Below are 19,212 nucleotides of genomic sequence, written 5' to 3'. Positions count from 1 at the left end.
AGCGACGGAGGTCCCGGATTACGCTTGCGCTCCATCCGGGCTACTTCAGTGCTACGGCTTGTTGCCGAGCTGCGCATGCGGCCGGCCGAAGTCGGGCGCCGCCGAATCCTGGCCGATCTCGACAATGCCGCGGCGGATGGCGCGGGTGCGGGTGAAGTGGTCGAACAGCGCCTCGCCGTCGCCGCGGCGGATCGCGCGGGTGAGCTTTGCCAGATCCTCGGTGAAGGTGCCGAGCATCTCCAGCACGGCTTCCTTGTTGGCGAGGAAGACGTCGCGCCACATCGTCGGATCGGAGGCGGCGATGCGGGTGAAATCGCGAAAGCCGCCGGCGGAGAACTTGATGACCTCGGACTCCGTCACCTGCGCCAGTTCGTCGGCGGTGCCGACGATGGTGTAGGCGATCAGATGCGGCAGATGGCTGGTGATCGCGAGCACGAGATCATGATGATCCGGCGTCATGATTTCGACCTTGGCACCCATCGCCGCCCAGAACGCACGCAGGCGATCGGTGGCAGCCGCATCGACGCCCTCCGGTGGGGTGAGGATGCACCAGCGGTTGATGAAGAGCTCGGCGAAGCCCGAATCGGGGCCCGAATGCTCGGTGCCTGCGACGGGATGCGCCGGCACGAAATGGATGCCTTTCGGCAGATGCGGCGCCATATCCCTGACGATGGCGCCCTTGACCGAGCCGACGTCGGAGATGATCGCGCCGGGCTTGAGATAGGCGGCGATTTCCTGCGCCACCGGCCCGCAGGCGCCGACGGGAATGCAGAGGATGACGAGATCGGCATCCTTCACCGCTTCCGCATTGGTCGCCACGACCTGATCGACAATGCCGAGCTCCATCACGCGTGCGCGCGTCTTCTCCGAGCGCGCGGTGGTAACGATCTCGCCAGCCAAGCCCTGGAGCTTCGCAGCGCGCGCGATCGAGCCGCCGATCAAGCCGAAGCCGATCAGCGCGACGCGCTCGAAGTGCGAGGTCGCGCTCATGTTCCGGCCATGAAGTCGCGCAGGCCCTCGACGACGAGGCGGTTGGCCTCCTCGGTGCCGATGGTCATGCGCAACGAATGCGGCAGGCCGTAGTTCTTCAAGCCGCGCAGCACCAGCCCGCGCTTGGTGAGGAAGGCGTCGGCTGCGTCCGAGGTCTTTCCCTCCGTCGGGAAATGGATCAGCACGAAATTGGCGACGCTCGGCGTCACCTTCAGGCCGAGCTTGCCGATCTCCTCGGTCAGCCAGTTGCGCCAGGTCTCGGTGAACTGCTTCGACATCGCCTGATGCGCGGTGTCCTCGATCGCGGCAACGGCAGCGTACATCGCCGGCGTCGACACGTTGAAGGGACCGCGGATGCGGTTGACCGCGTCGATGATGTGTTCGGGGCCGAACATCCAGCCGATCCGCAGCGCCGCAAGACCATGGATCTTGGAGAACGTGTGGGTCACGACCGTGTTCTCGGTGGTCGCCACCAGCTCGATCCCCATCTCGTAATCGTTGCGCGAGACGTAGTCGCAATAGGCTGCGTCCAGCACCAGCAGCACGTGCGAGGGCAGGCCGGCGCGCAGGCGCTTGACCTCGTCGAACGGCAGATAGGTGCCGGTCGGGTTGTTGGGGTTGGCGAGCCAGACCAGTTTTGTGCGCGGCGTGACGGCTTTCAGGATGGCGTCTACATCCGCGGTGAGGTTCTTCTCCGCCGCGACGACGTTCCTGGCGCCGACCGCCATGGTTGCGATCGGGTAGACCAGGAAGCCGTGCGTGGTCGAGATCGCCTCGTCGCCATGGCTGAGATAGGTGTGGGCGAGCAGATTGAGGATCTCGTCCGAGCCGGCGCCGCAGATGATGCGGTTGGGGTCGAGCCCGAAGGTGCGCCCGATCGCTTCGCGCAGCACGCGCGAGGTCCCTTCCGGATAGTCTTCCAGGTGATCCGCCACGTTCTTGAACGCCTCGATCGCCTTCGGCGAGGGCCCGAACGGCGTCTCGTTGGCCGAGAGCTTGAACACCTTGCGACCGGGCTCCGCCACCGGAGTCTTGCCGGGCGTATAGGGCGCAATATCGAGAATGCCGGGATTCGGCACTGGGCGGGACATCTTCAACTCCGGAGTGGCTTAAGCGGTTCGCGACTTACGATTTCGGCCCGGTCGGGGGCACCGTATAGCGCGTTGCGTGGCTGCCGACGAGGGCCGTGGAGCGCACCGAGGCCCCCGCTTCGATCAGGGCAGCCTTGATCTTGTCGAGGCTGCTCGTCGCGGTGACCGAGACCAGCAGCGCGGCGCCGTCGAAGGCGGTGTCGGGCACCGCCACGATCTCGGCGAGCGGCGACAGGGCGCGCGCAACTTCGGCGTTCCACCCTGACACGCGTACGCTGAAGGTCTCGACCTCCGTCACCAGGGCGCTGTCGGCGACGCGCGAGACCGCGAACACCGGCAACGCCGCCGGATGGTCGGCGCGCTCGACAAAGGGTAGCCGCGCGATGATCTTTGGCGCGCCGGCTTCTTCCAGCGACAGCCACCACGGCGTGCGGCTCGAGGTTGCCGAGACCAGCGCAAGGTCGCCCTTGGATTTCGCGACGGCCTCGACCGCCGCCTGCGCGCTGAAATGCGCGACGTAAGGCACGGTGAAGCCGAAATGGAATCGCGCGGAATCGCGCATGGCCGGCTCGCTTGCCGAGATGTCGGCGTGCACCGAGAATGGCGCCTGGACGTAAGTGAACGTCGCGATGATCACGCGCCAGATGCTCTCGACCGTGTCGAGCGGCAGGATGCCGCGATGGCGCTGGACGAGGTCACGCATCATGGCGGCCTCGCGCGCGGGACGGAACGCCGAGCCGACCTCCTGGGTCTGCTTCACCTGGATCAGGCGGTCGATGATGTCGCCGCGCTGCATCAGCAGGCGATGCATGCCCTCGTCGATCGCGTCGATCTCCTTGCGCAATTCCTGGAGCGATGGTGGCGCGGGCGGACGTTGGGACATGTCTGACAGGTGCTGTTGAGGGGCGTTCCAATGCGGATCAGTCGAGCCGTCACCGCTACGATGGATGTCCTGATTAGGCAGTCGGGGCTGCGAAAGCAAAGAGAAATGCAAAGGGAAATCGGGCCCTTTCCGCCGGCGGCGCGGCAGGCGAATTTGGTCGATCCGGGCCGCGACTTGACGAAAACCGTCCAAGACGGTAGTTTTTATCCGTTCCGTGGTCATTTGAGCCGGCCGGCTTGCAGCCACGTTAAAAAACTCGCTAAACAGGCCGGGGACCCTTTCGATCCCGGCCGAACCTATCGTTCAGGCCGGGTTTTTCATGGCCTGATGTCAATGCGGTCACTTCTACGATCGCAAACGAGGTCGATGGTCAGATGGTTGGCGTCCAGTCAATTCCCAGTCCCGCGATCACTGCCGACGAGCGGTCGCACGAGGTGGATCGTCCGAGCTCGCAGGTTGCGCAGTTCGGCACGAAGCAGCCGCTGCAGCTCGATTGCGGTGTCGATCTCAGCCCGTTCCAGATCGCCTACCAAACCTACGGCGAGCTCAATGCCGATCGCTCCAATGCGATCCTGATCTGCCATGCGCTGACCGGCGACCAGCACGTCGCCAATGTGCACCCTGTCACCGGCAAGCCCGGCTGGTGGGAGACCTTGGTCGGCCCCGGCCGACCGCTCGATCCCAGCGAGTATTTTATCATCTGCTCCAACGTGATCGGCGGCTGCATGGGCTCGACCGGTCCGGCTTCGATCAATCCCGCGACGGGCAAGGTTTGGGGCCTCGATTTCCCCGTCATCACCATCCCCGACATGGTGCGCGCGCAGGCGATGCTGATCGACCGGCTCGGCATCGACACGCTGTTCGCAGTCGTCGGCGGCTCGATGGGCGGCATGCAAGTGCTGCAATGGACTGCGGCGTATCCGACTCGGGTATTCTCCGCGCTGGCGATTGCCTGCTCGACACGACATTCGGCGCAGAACATCGCGTTCCACGAGCTTGGCCGTCAGGCGGTGATGGCCGATCCCGACTGGCACCAAGGCGGCTATGCCGATCACGGCATCCATCCGCATCGCGGGCTCGCTGTCGCTAGGATGGCGGCGCACATCACCTATCTTTCGGACGCCGCGCTGCATCGAAAATTCGGCCGGCGCATGCAGGACCGCGAGCTGCCGACCTTCTCGTTCGACGCCGACTTCCAGGTCGAGTCCTATCTGCGCTACCAGGGCTCATCCTTTGTCGAGCGCTTCGACGCCAACTCCTATCTCTATCTGACCCGCGCGATGGATTATTTCGACATCGCCGGCGACCATGGCGGCGTGCTGGCGAAGGCGTTCGCGGGAATCCAGACCCGCTTCTGCGTGGTTTCTTTCACCAGCGACTGGCTGTTCCCGACCTCGGAATCGCGCGCGCTGGTGCACGCCCTGAATGCGTCGAGCGCGCGGGTGTCCTTCGCCGAGATCGAGACCGATCGCGGTCACGACGCGTTCCTGCTCGACGTGCCCGAGTTCTTCGACATTGCCCGTGCCTTCCTGCAGTCGGCAGGCAAGGCGCGCGGGCTCACTGCCAAGACTGCTTAACAAGGACGGCTAGTCATGTCTGTACAGGAAGCGCTGCCGCTGGGCGGCCTTGCGACCGGGCAGCCCGGCGATTTTCGCGCCGACCATGTGCTGGTGGCCGAGATGGTCAAGCCGGGCTCGAAGGTGCTCGACGTCGGCTGTGGCGAGGGCGACCTGCTCCAGCTGCTGGAGACCCGCGGCATCGACGGCCGCGGCATCGAGCTGTCACGCGAGGGCGTCAACCGCTGCGTCGCCAAGGGTCTTGCGGTGGTGCAGGGCGATGCCGACACCGATCTCGTGAATTATCCCGATGACGCCTTCGACTACGTGATCCTGTCGCAGACGTTGCAGGCGACCCGGCAGCCGAAAGTGGTGCTGGAGAATTTGCTGCGCATCGGCCGCCGCGCCATCGTGTCGTTCCCGAATTTCGGCTTCTGGAAGATGCGGCTCCAGCTCCTGATCGGCGGCCACATGCCGCGCACGGAGAATCTGCCGGCAAGCTGGTATGACACCGCCAACATCCATTTCTGCACCATCAAGGATTTCGTCGAGCTCTGCGACGCGATCGACGTCAAGATGGAACGTGCCGAGGCGCTCGACCTCTACGGCCGCCCGCTGCGGCTGCGGATGCCCTGGTGGGTGTGGAATCTGTTCGGCGAGCAGGGCGTGTTCTTGCTGACGCGAGGCGGCAGGAAATAGGATTCCCGTAGCCCGGATGAAGCGTAGCGCAATCCGGGATTCTATCCGCGGAGGCGAAGGCCCCGGATTACGCTTTCGCTCCATCCGGGCTACGCGACGGAGCCTGTGATGACGTCTTCGCGCTAATGCGCCGGCAACGACCGCGCATCGCGCGCCGGCCATCGTCCCGCTTCTACCAGCGTGACGAACCGTTCCACCGTTTCGTTGAACAGCGCGGGCTCTTCGAGATTGAGCACGTGGCCGGACTTCGGAAACATGGCGAGCCCTGCCGCAGGCAGGTGCTTCTTCAGGAACAGGCTTGCGCCGACGCACGGATCGTCCTCGTCGCCGCAGATGATGAGTGCCGGCGTCGTGGCGGCTCTGATCGCGTCTGTCATCGTAAAGATCGAGGGACGGCCGGCCTGGAAGCCGCGCATCGTCCGCGCCGATCCCTTGGCGTCGTGCCGCGCCAGGGCGGCGTAGAAATCGGCGTGGCCGCGCGGGTCCTTCACCAGGAAGGGAATCCGGCTCGGCGCCTCGCGCGTGACCTTTGCGACTTCGGCCGAGCCGAGCATCTCGAATTGCTCCGCGTTGGCGCGGCACTGCTGGCGCCAGGCGTCGAGGTTCTCGATCTCCGAGCCTGAGCCGACGCCGGCGAGCGTCATCGACAGGGCACGTTGGGGCGCGTTGAGCCCGATCTGGAGCGATGAATAGGCGCCCATCGAGAGGCCGACGAAGTGCGCGCGATCGATCTTCAGATGATCGAGCACCGCGAGCGCATCGGTGTAGAAATGCGTGTAGCCGTAGACCTCGCCATCAGGCACGTCCGATGGCGTGTAGCCGCGCGCGGAATAGGTGATGCAGCGATGGCCGCGCGAGAAGTAGCGCATCTGCGGCTCCCAATTGGTGTAGTCGGCGGCGAATTCGTGCAGAAAAAGTATTGGCGTGCCCGTGCCTGCTTGTTCGAAATAGAGGCGGCAATTGTCCTTCGTGAGGGCGTGAGGCATCCGGTTTTCTCCCAGAGGTGGCTGCGACATTGGAATGCCGTCCTGCGGTTAGCGCATACGAACCTAACACTTATTAATCATCTTAATCATCGTCCAAAATCTCCGCGACCGCGTCTTGTTCTCGCCACATCAGGATACTGATACAGCCCGCGGATGTCGGCCACCGCACGGGCCGATTGGGAAGTGGGGGTGTCAACGAAGGATGAAGAATGTTCGAGTTGTTTGCGTCTCGCCTGTCGCGCTGTGTCGTCGCGCTGGCTGTTTCCTTCGCGGCGGTCGCCGCGCTCATCTCTCCGGCGTCAGCACGACCTCATCGTCATAGCGCAGAGCGGCACGCTTACGCGCATCACGCCAGCAGACATCATCATTACCGGCATGCACGCAGTTCGCGCTTCGAGCGCGGCGCGGCGCAATTGCAGGCGAGCGGCTTCGGCAACACCTTCGCCAGCTATGACCCGAACGCCAATAGCGGCGGCATCGCCACGAGCGGCAGCGGTGGAATGGCTATGAGCGGCGGCGGTGGAATGGCCAAGAGCGGCAACGCTGGAATGGTTACCAGCGATAGCGGTGGGATGACCACGCGCGCCAGCCGTCGAACCATGAGGCGTGGCGGTGGGATGACCACTAACGCGAATGTTGGCGGCGTGGCCAATACCGCGACGAGCAGCGGCGGCTTCGGCGGCGGGTCGGGCCTCGTGTCCGAGGCACGCCGCTATGTCGGCGGCAATCCGACCGGCCGCGGTAGCCTGTGGTGCGCGCGGTTCATGAACATGGTGCTTGAGAAAACCGGTCACCGTGGCACCGGCTCCGACTTGGCGAACTCGTTCGCGCATTACGGCACGCGTGTCTCCGGTCCTCAGGTCGGCGCCATCGCGGTCATGTCGCGCGGCGGCCGGGGCGGTCATGTCGGCATCATCACCGGCGTCGACGCGCAGGGCAATCCGATCATGATCTCCGGCAACAACGGCAACCGCGTCCGCGAAGCGCCGATCTCGCGCGGCCGGATCTACGCCTATGTGATGCCGAATTGAGGTGCGTCATTGCGAGCGCAGCGAAGCAATCCAGAATCCCTCGCGGAGACAGTCTGGATTGCTTCGTCGCTTCGCTCCTCGCAATGACGGAGTTTGCCGAGAAAGCGCCCCGTCACACCAGCTTCGGCTGTTCCACCGCAACCGCGTCGCCCACGCCGATGTCGCCGTCGGCGATCACCTCGGCATAGATGCCGCAGTCCATGTGGCCGAGATTGCTCGAGAGCGTGGCCGGGATTTCGAGATCGCGCCTGGCGGTCTGAGGATCGACATTGGTGGCCGGGCAGCGCTTGATGCGCTTGACCACTTTCAGCCGGGCCTGTCCGATCGCCAGCGTCTGGCCGACGAGGTCGAGCTCGGACCAGGCCGGCCAGCTCTTCACGTAAAGATTGGCGCGGAAGCGTAGCGGGTGGACGGCTGCGCCGCCGAGCATGGTCTCGAGCGCGCGGACGCTGTCGAGATTGATGATGGACACGACCTTGCGGGCGACGTCGGAAAAGCTGTGGTCGCGGCCGGACAGGACCTTGGGCGGGCCCTTCAGCTCCGGCTGAAAGTTTTCCCTGAAATAGTCCTCGATGGCGGCGCGTCCGGCGGCGGTCTCGAGATCGCCGCTGGCGACGATCTGGCCGTCCTTGCGGATGGTCAGGCGATGGGTCGCGTCCCCGAACCGGCTGTCGAGCGAAGCCAGCCGCTCATTGCGCGCCAGCATCAGGAACTGGATCTTTGGCTTCCACTGCGGCTCTTCCGGGTCGAAGCCGCTGGGGCCGTTCTCGATGGCGTAGCGGCGGTCGGCGGGCAGGGTCTGGCCGGTCCGCAGGGAGACGCGGGGCAGGGGCTCCGGCGTCAGGCCCTTGATCGGATAGCGGTAGAGGCCGGCGATCTCGGCAGTCTGGCTGGCTGTCATTGCGCTCGGTGTCATGCCGCTACTTAGGGGATTCGGCCCACCGGCGCCAAGCGGGCGGATCCGCGCACGAAATTGTGAACTCGCCTCTTCCGGTCCGAGGCCTCGCTTCCCACATCTGGGTCAGGCCGGCGCCAGCGCCGGCTGATAACGACCGTTGCCGGTTGAGAAACGTCAATGCGGTCATCGGAAACCCAATGAAGATGCCGTTTGGAGTGCCTTAGAGGGCTCCAGGGGCAGGCCGAGGGACAGAGAAGATATGAACATCGAGAAATATACCGAACGCTCCAGGGGCTTCGTCCAGTCTGCGCAGTCGCTTGCGGTGCGCGAAGGGCACCAGCAGTTTTCGACCCTGCACGTCCTGAAAGTGCTGCTGGACGACAATGAAGGCCTCGCTGCCGGCCTGATCGACCGCGCCGGCGGCAATTCCCGCGCAATCCTGAAGGCGACCGAGGACGCCCTGAACAAGGTGCCGAAGGTCTCTGGCGGCGGAGCCGGCCAGATCTATCTGGCGCCCGAGCTCGCCCGCACCTTCGACGCGGCTGAGAAGGCCGGCGAGAAGGCCGGCGACAGCTTTGTCACGGTCGAGCGGTTGCTGCTCGGCCTCGCGCTGGAGAAGACCAGCGAGGCGGGTGCGATCCTGGCCAAGGGCGGCGTCACCCCGCAAAACCTCAACGCGGCGATCGAAGCGCTGCGCAAGGGCCGCACCGCGGATTCCGCGACGGCCGAGAACGCCTACGACGCGCTGAAGAAATATGCCCGCGACCTCACCCAGGCGGCGCGCGACGGCAAGCTCGATCCGGTCATCGGCCGCGACGAGGAGATCCGCCGCACGATCCAGGTGCTGTCGCGCCGGACCAAGAACAATCCCGTCCTGATCGGAGAGCCCGGCGTCGGCAAGACCGCCATCGCCGAGGGTCTGGCGCTGCGCATCGTCAACGGGGACGTGCCGGAGAGCCTGAAGGACAAGAAGCTGCTGTCGCTCGATCTCGGCTCGCTGATTGCAGGTGCAAAATATCGCGGCGAGTTCGAGGAACGGCTGAAGGCCGTGCTGCAGGAGGTGACCGGGAGCGAGGGCAATTTCGTCCTGTTCATCGACGAGATGCACACGCTGATCGGCGCCGGCAAGGGCGACGGCGCGATGGACGCGTCCAACCTGCTCAAGCCTGCGCTCGCCCGCGGCGAGCTGCACTGCATCGGCGCGACCACGCTCGACGAGTACCAGAAGCACGTCGAAAAGGACGCGGCGTTGGCGCGGCGTTTCCAGCCAATCTTCGTCAGCGAGCCCTCGGTGGAGGATACGATCTCGATTCTGCGCGGGCTGAAGGACAAGTACGAGCAGCACCATGGCGTGCGGATCACCGATTCCGCGCTGGTCGCCGCCACGACGCTGTCCAACCGCTACATCACCGACCGCTTCCTGCCGGACAAGGCCATCGACCTCATGGACGAGGCGGCCGCGCGGCTCAAGATGCAGGTCGATTCCAAGCCGGAAGAGCTGGATTCGATGGATCGGGAGATCATCCGGCTGAAGATCGAACAGGAAGCATTGAAGAAAGAGAGCGATGCCGGTTCGAAGAGCCGCCTGCAGACGCTGGAGAAAGAGCTCGCCGACCTCGAGGAGAAGTCCGCGGCGCTCACCGCACGCTGGAGCGCGGAGAAGAACAAGCTCTCCGACGCCCAGAAGCTGAAGGCCGAGCTCGACGGCTTGCGGGTCGAACTTGCCAACGCACAACGGCGCGGTGAATTCCAGAAGGCCGGCGAGCTGGCCTATGGCCGGATCCCCGAGCTCGAAAAGCAGCTTGCAGACATTGAGGCCAAGGAGAACTCCGGCGAGATGATGGAGGAGGCGGTCACCGCCAACCACATCGCGCAGGTGGTCTCGCGCTGGACCGGCGTGCCCGTCGACAAGATGCTGGAAGGCGAGAAGGACAAGCTCCTGAGGATGGAGGACTCGCTCGGCAAGCGCGTCGTCGGCCAGGCCGAGGCCGTGCGTGCGGTCGCGACCGCCGTGCGCCGTTCGCGCGCGGGGCTGCAGGATCCGAACCGGCCGACCGGCTCGTTCATGTTCCTCGGGCCCACCGGCGTCGGCAAGACCGAACTGACGAAAGCGCTCGCCGAATATCTGTTCAACGACGAGACCGCGATGGTCCGCCTCGACATGTCCGAATACATGGAGAAGCACTCGGTCTCGCGGTTGATCGGCGCGCCTCCGGGCTATGTCGGCTATGACGAGGGCGGTGCGCTGACCGAAGCGGTGCGGCGCCGGCCCTATCAGGTCGTGCTGTTCGACGAGATCGAGAAGGCGCATCCCGACGTCTTCAACGTCCTGTTGCAGGTGCTCGACGACGGCCGCCTCACCGACGGCCAGGGCCGCACCGTCGATTTCCGCAACACACTGATCATCATGACCTCGAACCTTGGTTCGGAGTTTCTGGTGAACCAGCCGGAGGGCGAGGACACCTCGGCCGTGCGCGAGCAGGTGATGGGAATGGTGCGGGGACATTTCCGCCCCGAATTCCTCAATCGCGTCGACGAGATCATCCTGTTCCATCGCTTGCAGAGAAGCGAGATGGGCCGGATCGTCGAGATCCAGTTCGCGCGGCTGCAAAAGCTTTTGACCGATCGCAAGATCGTGCTGACGCTCGACGCCGCGGGCCGCGACTGGCTCGCCGCCAAGGGCTGGGATCCCGCCTACGGCGCACGGCCGCTCAAGCGCGTGATCCAGCGTCACGTCCAGGATCCGCTCGCCGAGATGATCCTGGCCGGCGACGTCAAGGACGGTGACAGCGTTGCGATCTCGTCCGAAGGCAACGTGCTGACCTTCAACGGCAAGGCGCCGCAGACCGCGGAGATCGCCCAGTTCGAGGCGCCGGTGTCGAAGCGGAAGTTGAACTGAGCGCCGGTATTCGAAGCCTGAAGCAACAAGCCGCCCCGGAGAGGTCAATCTCTCCGGGGCGGTTTCTTTTGTGGGTTATTGACGATCTTGCTGCAGCCGGAGTGTGGTTTGTCTAGGTCGTGCAATCTTTACGGTGGGGCCCTACCGGCATATGCAATCCAATCCACATTTTTGAGCGCGGGGACTTATTTCTTCGTGACCTTGTAGATCGCGTTCTCGATGTCAGACGAGAAATAGATCGTGCCGGATTCCCCGATGCCGACGCCCGTCGGAATATGCGTTGGCAGTCCTCCGGGCGCGCCCACCAGGCCGATCGGGAGATTGGCCGCGATCTCGGTGACCGTGCCGCTCTCAGGTGCGATCTCGATCAATCGCTTGGCGCCGACCTCCGCCACGATCAGCTTGCCGTCGCCGGCGCGTGCGATCCCTTCGGGCATTTTCAGGTCCTTGGCGACCACCGTCTTTTCGCCGTTGCTCTCGATCATCGAGACGACGCCGGAAAAGGCTTCGGTGACGTAGACCTCGCCACGCGATCCGGCGACGAGCCCGACCGGGCCCTCGAGGCCGCCGATCAGTGTGGTGCGGTCCTTGCCGTGCTCGCCGCTGACGCGGACCAGCGATTTGGTGCCGAGCTCGGCCACCAGAATGCTGCCGTCCGCGAGCACGATCGCGTCGTGCGGCGCCTTGAAGCCGTGCAGCATGTCGCGGGTCGCGCCGGTCTTGCCGTCGATCACCTGCACCGTGCCGGTGAACCAGCTCGACAGGACCACGTCGTTGCCCTTCGCCGTTGCGCTCATCGGGTATTCGAGCGCGACGCCGGCGGCGTGCATGCGGGCCTTCTCGGTGACCTCGCCAGTAGCACCGTCCACTGTGCGATAGGCGAACACGTCGGCGGCGTGGATCGTGTCCTTGCCGTTCTCTGACGTGACGCCGATGCCGCCGGGCAAGGCGAGCTTGCCAATGATGACCTGCCGCGCCTGGCCGGTCGCCGGATCGACCTCCTGGATGCCGTTGTCGGCCATGTTGGAGACGTAGATCCGGTCCTTGCCGTCGATCGCGAGATTGTCCAGCGACGGCTTCAACTGCGCGACCATGGTCTTGGTGCCCGACTTGGGATCGACCTGAACGAGCTGGCCGAGCGCGGTGTCGACCACCCAGAGATTGCCCTTGGAATCGAAGTTCACCGCGGCCGGGACCTTGAAGCCGTCCGCGACGACGGTCAGCTCGGCCTTGTCGACGTCGACCTTTGCGACCTGTCCCTTGAACCAGAGCGGACCGTAGAGCTTGTCGTCGGGACCGAACTCGAAGCCGTTGAGGCCGCCCATCTTCTCCATGATCTGGCGCGGCGGTTTGACGCCCTCGACGTCGATCTCATAGAGCGTGTCGCCGAGAAAGACGGTGGTGGCGTAGAGCCTGCCGTCCTTGCGGAAGGCGAGCGAGTTGATGCCGGGAAGGCCGGAAGCGAGCTTCGTGATCGGGCCGTCGCCCTTGCGCGAATAAAGATCGCCGGCCAGAAATCCGGTCCAGGCCATGGTGCCGTCGGGGGCGAATGCGATGTCGTCGGCCATTCCGATCGGGGCGGGGATTGCAACCTTGGCGGTACCGCCGGCGATGTCGACCTCGTAGAGCGCCGCGCCCGCGACGCTGCCGGCAAACAGATGGCCGGCCTTGTCGATCGCAAGCCCGTGCACGCCGTGGAACGCCGAGCCGGGGACGAGCCGGGTGACCTCCCAGTTTTCGGCCGAAACGCTGGTGGCGGAGACAATCGCAGCGACGAAGGCTGCGCAGGCGAGCCTGTTCTTCATGGCGAGACCTCCTGTTTTTTGGAAAGTATTCGCTCCCCACGCCGCTTTGGCAAACGAAACTTGACGTTGTGATGGCGCCAAGCGGGCCTCGCGCATCGACGTCAAATCCGGATCGTGTTTGAAGATGACCGGCCGATCTCGGCCGGTTCGCCGGCTTTACCGGTTGGTGACCTGCAACGGTCCGCCGGTTGCGTCCGACATCCGGGCGATGGCGCCGGCGCGGCCGCTCATCATGCCGTCGAGCCGGTCGCGCTCCTTCTCGAAGCCGGCCAGCATCGGGCCTTCCAGTGAGCGGCCGCGCGGCAATTTCACACGCAGCGGATCGACGAAGCGGCCGTTGACCAGGATTTCGTAGTGGACGTGCGGGCCGGTCGACGCGCCGGTCGAACCGACGAAGCCGATCACCTGGCCCTGCCGCACCTTCTTGCCGGGCTCCATGCCCTTGGCGAAGGCCGACATATGGCCATAGGCGGTCTCGTAGCCGTTGTTGTGCTTGATGCGGATGTACTTGCCGTAGCCGCCCTCGGGGCCGGCCTTCTCGATCACGCCGTTGCCGGAGGCGAAGATCGGCGTGCCGTAGGAGGTGGCCCAGTCGACGCCAGTGTGCATCTTCACAAAGCCGAGGATGGGGTGACGGCGGCCGCCGAAGCCGGAGCGCATGATGGCGTTGTTGACCGGCTTGCGCACCAGGAACTTCTTCGCGCTCTTGCCGGTCTCGTCATAGTAGTCGACGACGCCGTCGTCGGGGCTCTGGTAGCGGTAGTATTTCTTGGTTTCGCCGCCGAGCGTGAGCGAAGCGAACAGCACGTCGTTCTTTTCGCTCGCGGTCACGCCTTCGTCTTCGCCGGCGTAGAACACGTCGAATGAATCGCCCGGCGCCACCTTGCGCTGGAAATCGACGTCGTAGGAGTAGATCTTGATCATGTCGTCGATGACGGGCATCGGCACTTTGTTGCGCATCGCGGTCTCGTAGATGCTCTGGTAGAGCCGCACGCCCGTGCCGTCATCGTCGTCATCGTCGTCGCTGTTGGCGTTAGCCGCCGCATCGGCGACGGTATTCATGCTGGAGACGTCGACGGCGACGTATTTGCCGAGATCGGACAGCGCCGCGATCGCCTCGACCATGGTCTCGTTGGCGATGACGACGCGGTAGGGCTGCAGACGGGCGCCGGGGCTTGCGGGCGCCATCAGGATGCGCAGCTTCTCGCCTTCCTTCACGCCGCCGTCTCGGCCGCGCGGACCGAGCGTCGCGGTGATCGCCTTGATCTCCTCGGCCGTGGCGCCGAGATCGCGCAGCACGCCGGCGACGCTGTCGCCCTTCTTGACCACGTGGACGCGTTCGCCGTTGGGATTGCCGCCGGTGATCTGTTCCTTGGTCTTCGGCAGCAGCGTGACGTTTTCCGGCACCACGCGCGTCTCGAAGCCGGCATAGGGATCGGACGGCGACACTTCGGTGGCGTAGGCGCTTCTGATCTCGGACGGGGCGGTCGCGCCGGAGACGTCGGCCGCAGCATTGGAGAGAGCGGCATAGCGCACCCCGCCATTGCCGCGCCAGTTGGCGGCATCGCGCACCCGCATCAGGATGTCGTCCAGCGCCACCACTGCGGTAATCTTGGCTTTCGGCAGCACCTGGGAGAGGTCCTTGGTGACGAAGGATACCTCGGCGTCGGGTTCGACGGCCTCCGGATTGTTCGGATCCTCGGATGCCGTCTTCGGATCGGAGCCGACATCGGTGAGAAGGCGCTGGGCGTTGAACGGCGGGATCTTCGCCGACAGGTCGCTCGTCGTCATCGACAGATTGCCGGCAATCCGGATGAAGGGACGCACCCGCATCACGTCGCGGTTGCCGACGCGGGCGACGGTCGAGACGCGCACGATGTTGCGCGAGGCCGTGGCTTCGTTCGGCGGCGGCAGGCGGTCGCTCTTGTGCAGCGTGGCGGCGCGGTCGGCTGCGCCGAATGCGCCGCGCAGCGCGCCTTCGACGCGCTCCGGCACCTTGGCGAAGGTCATCTCGCCGTCGAGCGAAGCGAAAACGGCGCCGCCGATCAGGGCTGCGCCGCAAAGTCCGGTTAGAATAGTCCCGCTGAACCATTGCACCGAGACGCGGCGCCGATCGATGACAGCGGCTTCGGAACCATCGACGGACAGCGGCGGCTCGTGGCCGAGATCGATGATCCCGGTCTCACGCCCGTAAGCGCCGCGTGACGTCCTGTGGTTCAACCCAAGTCCCCCAATCAACGACCCGAGAGCCCGATTTCGAGCAGCCCGTTCCGGACAGTCCTGTTTCGAGCCCCTCCTTACGCCGCCCTCTCTGGGGCGTCTCTGGAAAAGGCAAGCCGCATAGGCGTCCGCGGTCAGAAGGCCCAGATGACGGACCGGCCGAAATTACGAACAGCTAAGCGGAAAAAGATCTCTCGATGTGTCTCGAATGTCTGAAGAAGGCTGCTTCATCGGATGATCGCCTTCCTCTGACCCCACACAAACCGCCGGCAGCCCCCACTGGCATCCATGCGATTCAAGCTTCGTCTGTACCAGAACGCCGGGGGATTGTGGCTCAAGTACGGCGCCTAATATGGAAAGTTTCCGGAACGGCAGGGGGGCCGAGGCCTTCCAGGGGCGGGCGCCCCAAGCCGCGGCCAAGCCGCGCCAAGTCACGTCCAAGTCACGTCCAAGTCACGTCCAAGTCACGTCCAAGCCGCTTCCGGAGCCCGCTCAGGCCCAATCTTTTCTTGGGTTTTTTCTCAGCGTCGGCCCGATCCATCCGCGCAGCGCCTTTCTAACATACTGTAATCACGTGTATTTTTTGAATAATCCACCGTGCGACGATTTTCTGACAATCGGCGTTGACAACCCCGATGGGTGGGGCCTATAACCCGACCACTGAGCGCGGCGCCGCCGGGTCACTGACCAAGGCGAGCGAACGCGCCACTGATGCTCCTCACCTTGTTGAGTGACACAACAGTCGACGTAAGTCGATTGGAGTTCATCCATCGTCGGTAAGGGTGTCGGAACCCTTCCTCTCTGGAAGGTTGGGGCCTCCTGGTCCCGGGCTGTTTGACAAGTGAAGATGAAGAAAGAGAAACGTGGACGGCGGAGTCCTTGCGGGTCTCGCATTTAAAGAGCTTCGGCTTTTTGGATCGGGACCGGACGAAAGACTTCGGCGGTACACGTTTTAAGGTTACACCATCGTTGCCAGCGATGTGAATCGCGGGCAGCTCATCGACTTCGGTCGATGAAAAATGGTGGGACCTCGTCAAAACGTTGTGATCAGCCGGTTCAAAGTTCAAGTCCAACTTGAGAGTTTGATCCTGGCTCAGAGCGAACGCTGGCGGCAGGCTTAACACATGCAAGTCGAGCGGGCGTAGCAATACGTCAGCGGCAGACGGGTGAGTAACGCGTGGGAACATACCTTTTGGTTCGGAACAACACAGGGAAACTTGTGCTAATACCGGATAAGCCCTTACGGGGAAAGATTTATCGCCGAAAGATTGGCCCGCGTCTGATTAGCTAGTTGGTGAGGTAATGGCTCACCAAGGCGACGATCAGTAGCTGGTCTGAGAGGATGATCAGCCACATTGGGACTGAGACACGGCCCAAACTCCTACGGGAGGCAGCAGTGGGGAATATTGGACAATGGGCGCAAGCCTGATCCAGCCATGCCGCGTGAGTGATGAAGGCCCTAGGGTTGTAAAGCTCTTTTGTGCGGGAAGATAATGACGGTACCGCAAGAATAAGCCCCGGCTAACTTCGTGCCAGCAGCCGCGGTAATACGAAGGGGGCTAGCGTTGCTCGGAATCACTGGGCGTAAAGGGTGCGTAGGCGGGTCTTTAAGTCAGGGGTGAAATCCTGGAGCTCAACTCCAGAACTGCCTTTGATACTGAGGATCTTGAGTTCGGGAGAGGTGAGTGGAACTGCGAGTGTAGAGGTGAAATTCGTAGATATTCGCAAGAACACCAGTGGCGAAGGCGGCTCACTGGCCCGATACTGACGCTGAGGCACGAAAGCGTGGGGAGCAAACAGGATTAGATACCCTGGTAGTCCACGCCGTAAACGATGAATGCCAGCCGTTAGTGGGTTTACTCACTAGTGGCGCAGCTAACGCTTTAAGCATTCCGCCTGGGGAGTACGGTCGCAAGATTAAAACTCAAAGGAATTGACGGGGGCCCGCACAAGCGGTGGAGCATGTGGTTTAATTCGACGCAACGCGCAGAACCTTACCAGCCCTTGACATGTCCAGGACCGGTCGCAGAGATGTGACCTTCTCTTCGGAGCCTGGAACACAGGTGCTGCATGGCTGTCGTCAGCTCGTGTCGTGAGATGTTGGGTTAAGTCCCGCAACGAGCGCAACCCCCGTCCTTAGTTGCTACCATTTAGTTGAGCACTCTAAGGAGACTGCCGGTGATAAGCCGCGAGGAAGGTGGGGATGACGTCAAGTCCTCATGGCCCTTACGGGCTGGGCTACACACGTGCTACAATGGCGGTGACAATGGGACGCTAAGGGGCAACCCTTCGCAAATCTCAAAAAGCCGTCTCAGTTCGGATTGGGCTCTGCAACTCGAGCCCATGAAGTTGGAATCGCTAGTAATCGTGGATCAGCACGCCACGGTGAATACGTTCCCGGGCCTTGTACACACCGCCCGTCACACCATGGGAGTTGGTTTTACCTGAAGACGGTGCGCTAACCAGCAATGGAGGCAGCCGGCCACGGTAGGGTCAGCGACTGGGGTGAAGTCGTAACAAGGTAGCCGTAGGGGAACCTGCGGCTGGATCACCTCCTTTCTAAGGATGGTTCTTCAGAAGCTTGCTTCTATCGAACCGTTTTAGAAACATCAGTGGCCAACGGTCGTCAGGATCGTTGAGCTGCATTGGCGGGATTTCGCCGTCTTCGTTTCTCTTTCTTCGCGGACGAACACGCGCTGGGGCTGCAACCTTGCAGAATCCCTGGTCCTTGACTGGATATGCGTTAGGGGCTTGTAGCTCAGTTGGTTAGAGCGCGCGCTTGATAAGCGTGAGGTCGGAAGTTCAAGTCTTCCCAGGCCCACCACACTCATCGAGTGAGCATTCGTCTTCTGGTTACGGGGCCATAGCTCAGCTGGGAGAGCGCGTGCTTTGCAAGCATGAGGTCGTCGGTTCGATCCCGTCTGGCTCCACCAGATGGTTTGATCACCGACTACTTGTACCGTCGTCCGCGAAACATCACTTCGCACTTACTAGTCCGGATGGACAGTAAGCTGCGTGATTTCTGACATCGTAAAGAGGAGATCGATCCGAGTTGGATCGGGCAACAAGTAATTGTTGCGCGATACTTCATTATCTCCGGATCATTTCGGCGCTCGTGCGTCTTCCAGGGTAGCTCACAAGGCTGCGTCTGAAGGACACGCGAGTTGTAAATGATCCTTTTAGCGAAGCTTGACCGCCTCGCTATCGGAACGATCTTACGAAGCAAGCTGGTCTTTCTAATCATTGTCCGGCTGCAGATAGCGTTCATCGAGGGCGCGTGCCTTAGAGACTTAGGTTTCTTGGCAATTCTGCAGACAACATTCTGCCGAGTGTGTGGACATTGATAATGAGAGCAATCAAGTGCCTTAAGGGTGTTCGGTGGATGCCTTGGCGCTGAGAGGCGATGAAGGACGTGCTACGCTGCGATAAGCCGTGGGGAGCTGCGAAGAAGCTTTGATCCATGGATTTCCGAATGGGGAAACCCACCTTCGATAGCCGGAACTCCAAGACCTCAGTCGAAAGACTGTGGTGTGGGGTTCGAACAGAAATGTGAGATGCCTAAGCCTTTAGATTTCGATCGAAGAGGTTTTGGATTTCCGGTTATCAAAAGAAGGTATGAGACTTCTGAATACATAGGAGGTTTCAAGCAAACCCAGGGAACTGAAACATCTAAGTACCTGGAGGAAAGGACATCAACAGAGACTCCGTTAGTAGTGGCGAGCGAACGCGGACCAGGCCAGTGATACATCAAAGACAATCGGAACCAGTCAGGAAAGCTGGGCCTTAGAGGGTGATAGCCCCGTACGAGTAATGCGATGATGTATCCACGAGTAAGGCGGGACACGTGAAATCCTGTCTGAACGCGGGGGGACCACCCTCCAAGCCTAAGTACTCCTCAGCGACCGATAGTGAACCAGTACCGTGAGGGAAAGGTGAAAAGCACCCCGACGAGGGGAGTGAAATAGACCTGAAACCGGACACCTACAAACAGATGGAGCCCAAGATACGTTCTGGGTGACATCGTACCTTTTGTATTATGGGCCAGCGACTTAATTTAACGAGCAAGCTTAAGCCGATAGGCGAAGGCGTAGCGAAAGCGAGTCTGAATAGGGCGTCAAGTTCGTTGTATTAGACCCGAAACCTAGTGATCTAGC

General features: G+C 62.7%; 11 protein-coding genes, 2 tRNA genes, 2 rRNA genes and 1 riboswitch (1 of these 16 running past the window's edge). Of the genes, 8 read left to right on the top strand and 7 right to left on the bottom strand.

Annotation, left to right across the window (positions count from 1 at the left end):
- Positions 1-51: 51 nt before the first annotated feature.
- From ABIB80_RS00430 to ABIB80_RS00420, 3 genes are read right to left on the bottom strand one after another with little or no spacing between them, the layout of a single operon-like run.
- Entirely contained in the window at positions 52-990 is a 939-nt protein-coding gene (locus ABIB80_RS00430) for a prephenate/arogenate dehydrogenase family protein (protein ID WP_219680456.1), read from the bottom strand.
- On the bottom strand, positions 987-2,081 hold the full coding sequence (gene hisC, locus ABIB80_RS00425; protein ID WP_219680453.1) for a histidinol-phosphate transaminase: 1,095 nt from the start codon (positions 2,079-2,081) through the stop codon (positions 987-989). Before hisC ends, ABIB80_RS00430 begins: the two co-directional genes overlap by 4 nt.
- 34 nt (positions 2,082-2,115) lie before the next feature.
- A complete protein-coding gene (locus ABIB80_RS00420) occupies positions 2,116-2,964 on the bottom strand; it encodes a chorismate mutase (protein ID WP_219680450.1) in 849 nt (282 codons plus the stop codon).
- A 204-nt stretch (positions 2,965-3,168) separates the two neighbouring features.
- A riboswitch (SAM riboswitch) is annotated at positions 3,169-3,248 on the top strand.
- 90 nt (positions 3,249-3,338) lie between these two features.
- Here ABIB80_RS00420 and metX point away from each other — a divergent pair.
- Positions 3,339-4,541 carry a homoserine O-acetyltransferase MetX gene (gene metX, locus ABIB80_RS00415; RefSeq protein ID WP_219680447.1) on the top strand — a complete coding sequence of 401 codons (1,203 nt, stop codon included), beginning with the start codon at positions 3,339-3,341 and terminating at the stop codon, positions 4,539-4,541.
- A gap of 15 nt (positions 4,542-4,556) precedes the next feature.
- Entirely contained in the window at positions 4,557-5,219 is a 663-nt protein-coding gene (metW, locus tag ABIB80_RS00410; protein ID WP_007597293.1) for a methionine biosynthesis protein MetW, read from the top strand.
- 122 nt (positions 5,220-5,341) lie between these two features.
- Here the strand turns inward: metW and ABIB80_RS00405 are convergent, their stop codons facing one another.
- Positions 5,342-6,205: an alpha/beta fold hydrolase gene (locus ABIB80_RS00405; protein WP_219680445.1), complete on the bottom strand. Its 864-nt coding sequence runs from the start codon at positions 6,203-6,205 to the stop codon at positions 5,342-5,344.
- 209 nt (positions 6,206-6,414) lie between these two features.
- Between ABIB80_RS00405 and ABIB80_RS00400 the strand changes: the two genes are divergently transcribed.
- Positions 6,415-7,236, top strand: coding sequence for a TIGR02594 family protein (locus tag ABIB80_RS00400; RefSeq protein WP_219680442.1), 822 nt, complete (start codon positions 6,415-6,417; stop codon positions 7,234-7,236).
- A gap of 112 nt (positions 7,237-7,348) precedes the next feature.
- Here the strand turns inward: ABIB80_RS00400 and ABIB80_RS00395 are convergent, their stop codons facing one another.
- Complete coding sequence (locus tag ABIB80_RS00395) at positions 7,349-8,137, bottom strand: MOSC domain-containing protein (RefSeq protein WP_354126833.1); 789 nt, start codon at positions 8,135-8,137, stop codon at positions 7,349-7,351.
- Positions 8,138-8,393: 256 nt separating this feature from the next.
- Between ABIB80_RS00395 and clpB the strand changes: the two genes are divergently transcribed.
- Positions 8,394-11,033, top strand: a complete 2,640-nt coding sequence (clpB, locus tag ABIB80_RS00390) for an ATP-dependent chaperone ClpB (protein WP_354126832.1) — start codon at positions 8,394-8,396, stop codon at positions 11,031-11,033.
- A 185-nt stretch (positions 11,034-11,218) separates the two neighbouring features.
- On the opposite strand, the gene ABIB80_RS00385 is transcribed toward clpB, so the two are convergent.
- Both ABIB80_RS00385 and ABIB80_RS00380 read right to left on the bottom strand, forming a co-directional pair.
- Positions 11,219-12,838: an NHL repeat-containing protein gene (locus tag ABIB80_RS00385; RefSeq protein ID WP_354126831.1), complete on the bottom strand. Its 1,620-nt coding sequence runs from the start codon at positions 12,836-12,838 to the stop codon at positions 11,219-11,221.
- Positions 12,839-12,994: 156 nt separating this feature from the next.
- On the bottom strand, positions 12,995-15,058 hold the full coding sequence (locus ABIB80_RS00380; RefSeq protein WP_007597282.1) for a M23 family metallopeptidase: 2,064 nt from the start codon (positions 15,056-15,058) through the stop codon (positions 12,995-12,997).
- Between the two features lie 1,070 nt (positions 15,059-16,128).
- Between ABIB80_RS00380 and ABIB80_RS00375 the strand changes: the two genes are divergently transcribed.
- The 4 genes from ABIB80_RS00375 to ABIB80_RS00360 form a co-directional block, all read left to right on the top strand.
- Positions 16,129-17,617, top strand: a 16S ribosomal RNA gene (locus ABIB80_RS00375).
- Between the two features lie 188 nt (positions 17,618-17,805).
- Positions 17,806-17,882 (top strand) — tRNA-Ile (locus ABIB80_RS00370).
- Positions 17,883-17,915: 33 nt separating this feature from the next.
- A tRNA-Ala gene (locus ABIB80_RS00365) sits at positions 17,916-17,991 on the top strand.
- A 421-nt stretch (positions 17,992-18,412) separates the two neighbouring features.
- Positions 18,413-19,212 (top strand): 23S ribosomal RNA (locus tag ABIB80_RS00360); it runs 2,073 nt beyond the window's last position.
- Together the 16S and 23S rRNA genes with 2 tRNA genes alongside form the textbook arrangement of a ribosomal RNA operon.

The sequence above is a fragment of the Bradyrhizobium sp. i1.15.2 genome (assembly GCF_040548425.1).
Taxonomy (GTDB): domain Bacteria; phylum Pseudomonadota; class Alphaproteobacteria; order Rhizobiales; family Xanthobacteraceae; genus Bradyrhizobium; species Bradyrhizobium canariense.
Note: the sequence above shows the minus strand (reverse complement) of the source record. Positions and strands in the feature narration are given on the sequence as shown.

Coding starts and splice junctions, on each gene's coding strand:
- metW (WP_007597293.1), top strand. CDS start 4,557: ATGTCTGTACAGGAAGCGCTGCCGCTGGGCGGCCTTGCGACCGGGCAG.
- hisC (WP_219680453.1), bottom strand. CDS start 2,081: ATGTCCCGCCCAGTGCCGAATCCCGGCATTCTCGATATTGCGCCCTAT.
- ABIB80_RS00400 (WP_219680442.1), top strand. CDS start 6,415: ATGTTCGAGTTGTTTGCGTCTCGCCTGTCGCGCTGTGTCGTCGCGCTG.
- ABIB80_RS00430 (WP_219680456.1), bottom strand. CDS start 990: ATGAGCGCGACCTCGCACTTCGAGCGCGTCGCGCTGATCGGCTTCGGC.
- ABIB80_RS00405 (WP_219680445.1), bottom strand. CDS start 6,205: ATGCCTCACGCCCTCACGAAGGACAATTGCCGCCTCTATTTCGAACAA.
- metX (WP_219680447.1), top strand. CDS start 3,339: ATGGTTGGCGTCCAGTCAATTCCCAGTCCCGCGATCACTGCCGACGAG.
- ABIB80_RS00395 (WP_354126833.1), bottom strand. CDS start 8,137: ATGACAGCCAGCCAGACTGCCGAGATCGCCGGCCTCTACCGCTATCCG.
- ABIB80_RS00385 (WP_354126831.1), bottom strand. CDS start 12,838: ATGAAGAACAGGCTCGCCTGCGCAGCCTTCGTCGCTGCGATTGTCTCC.
- ABIB80_RS00420 (WP_219680450.1), bottom strand. CDS start 2,964: ATGTCCCAACGTCCGCCCGCGCCACCATCGCTCCAGGAATTGCGCAAG.
- clpB (WP_354126832.1), top strand. CDS start 8,394: ATGAACATCGAGAAATATACCGAACGCTCCAGGGGCTTCGTCCAGTCT.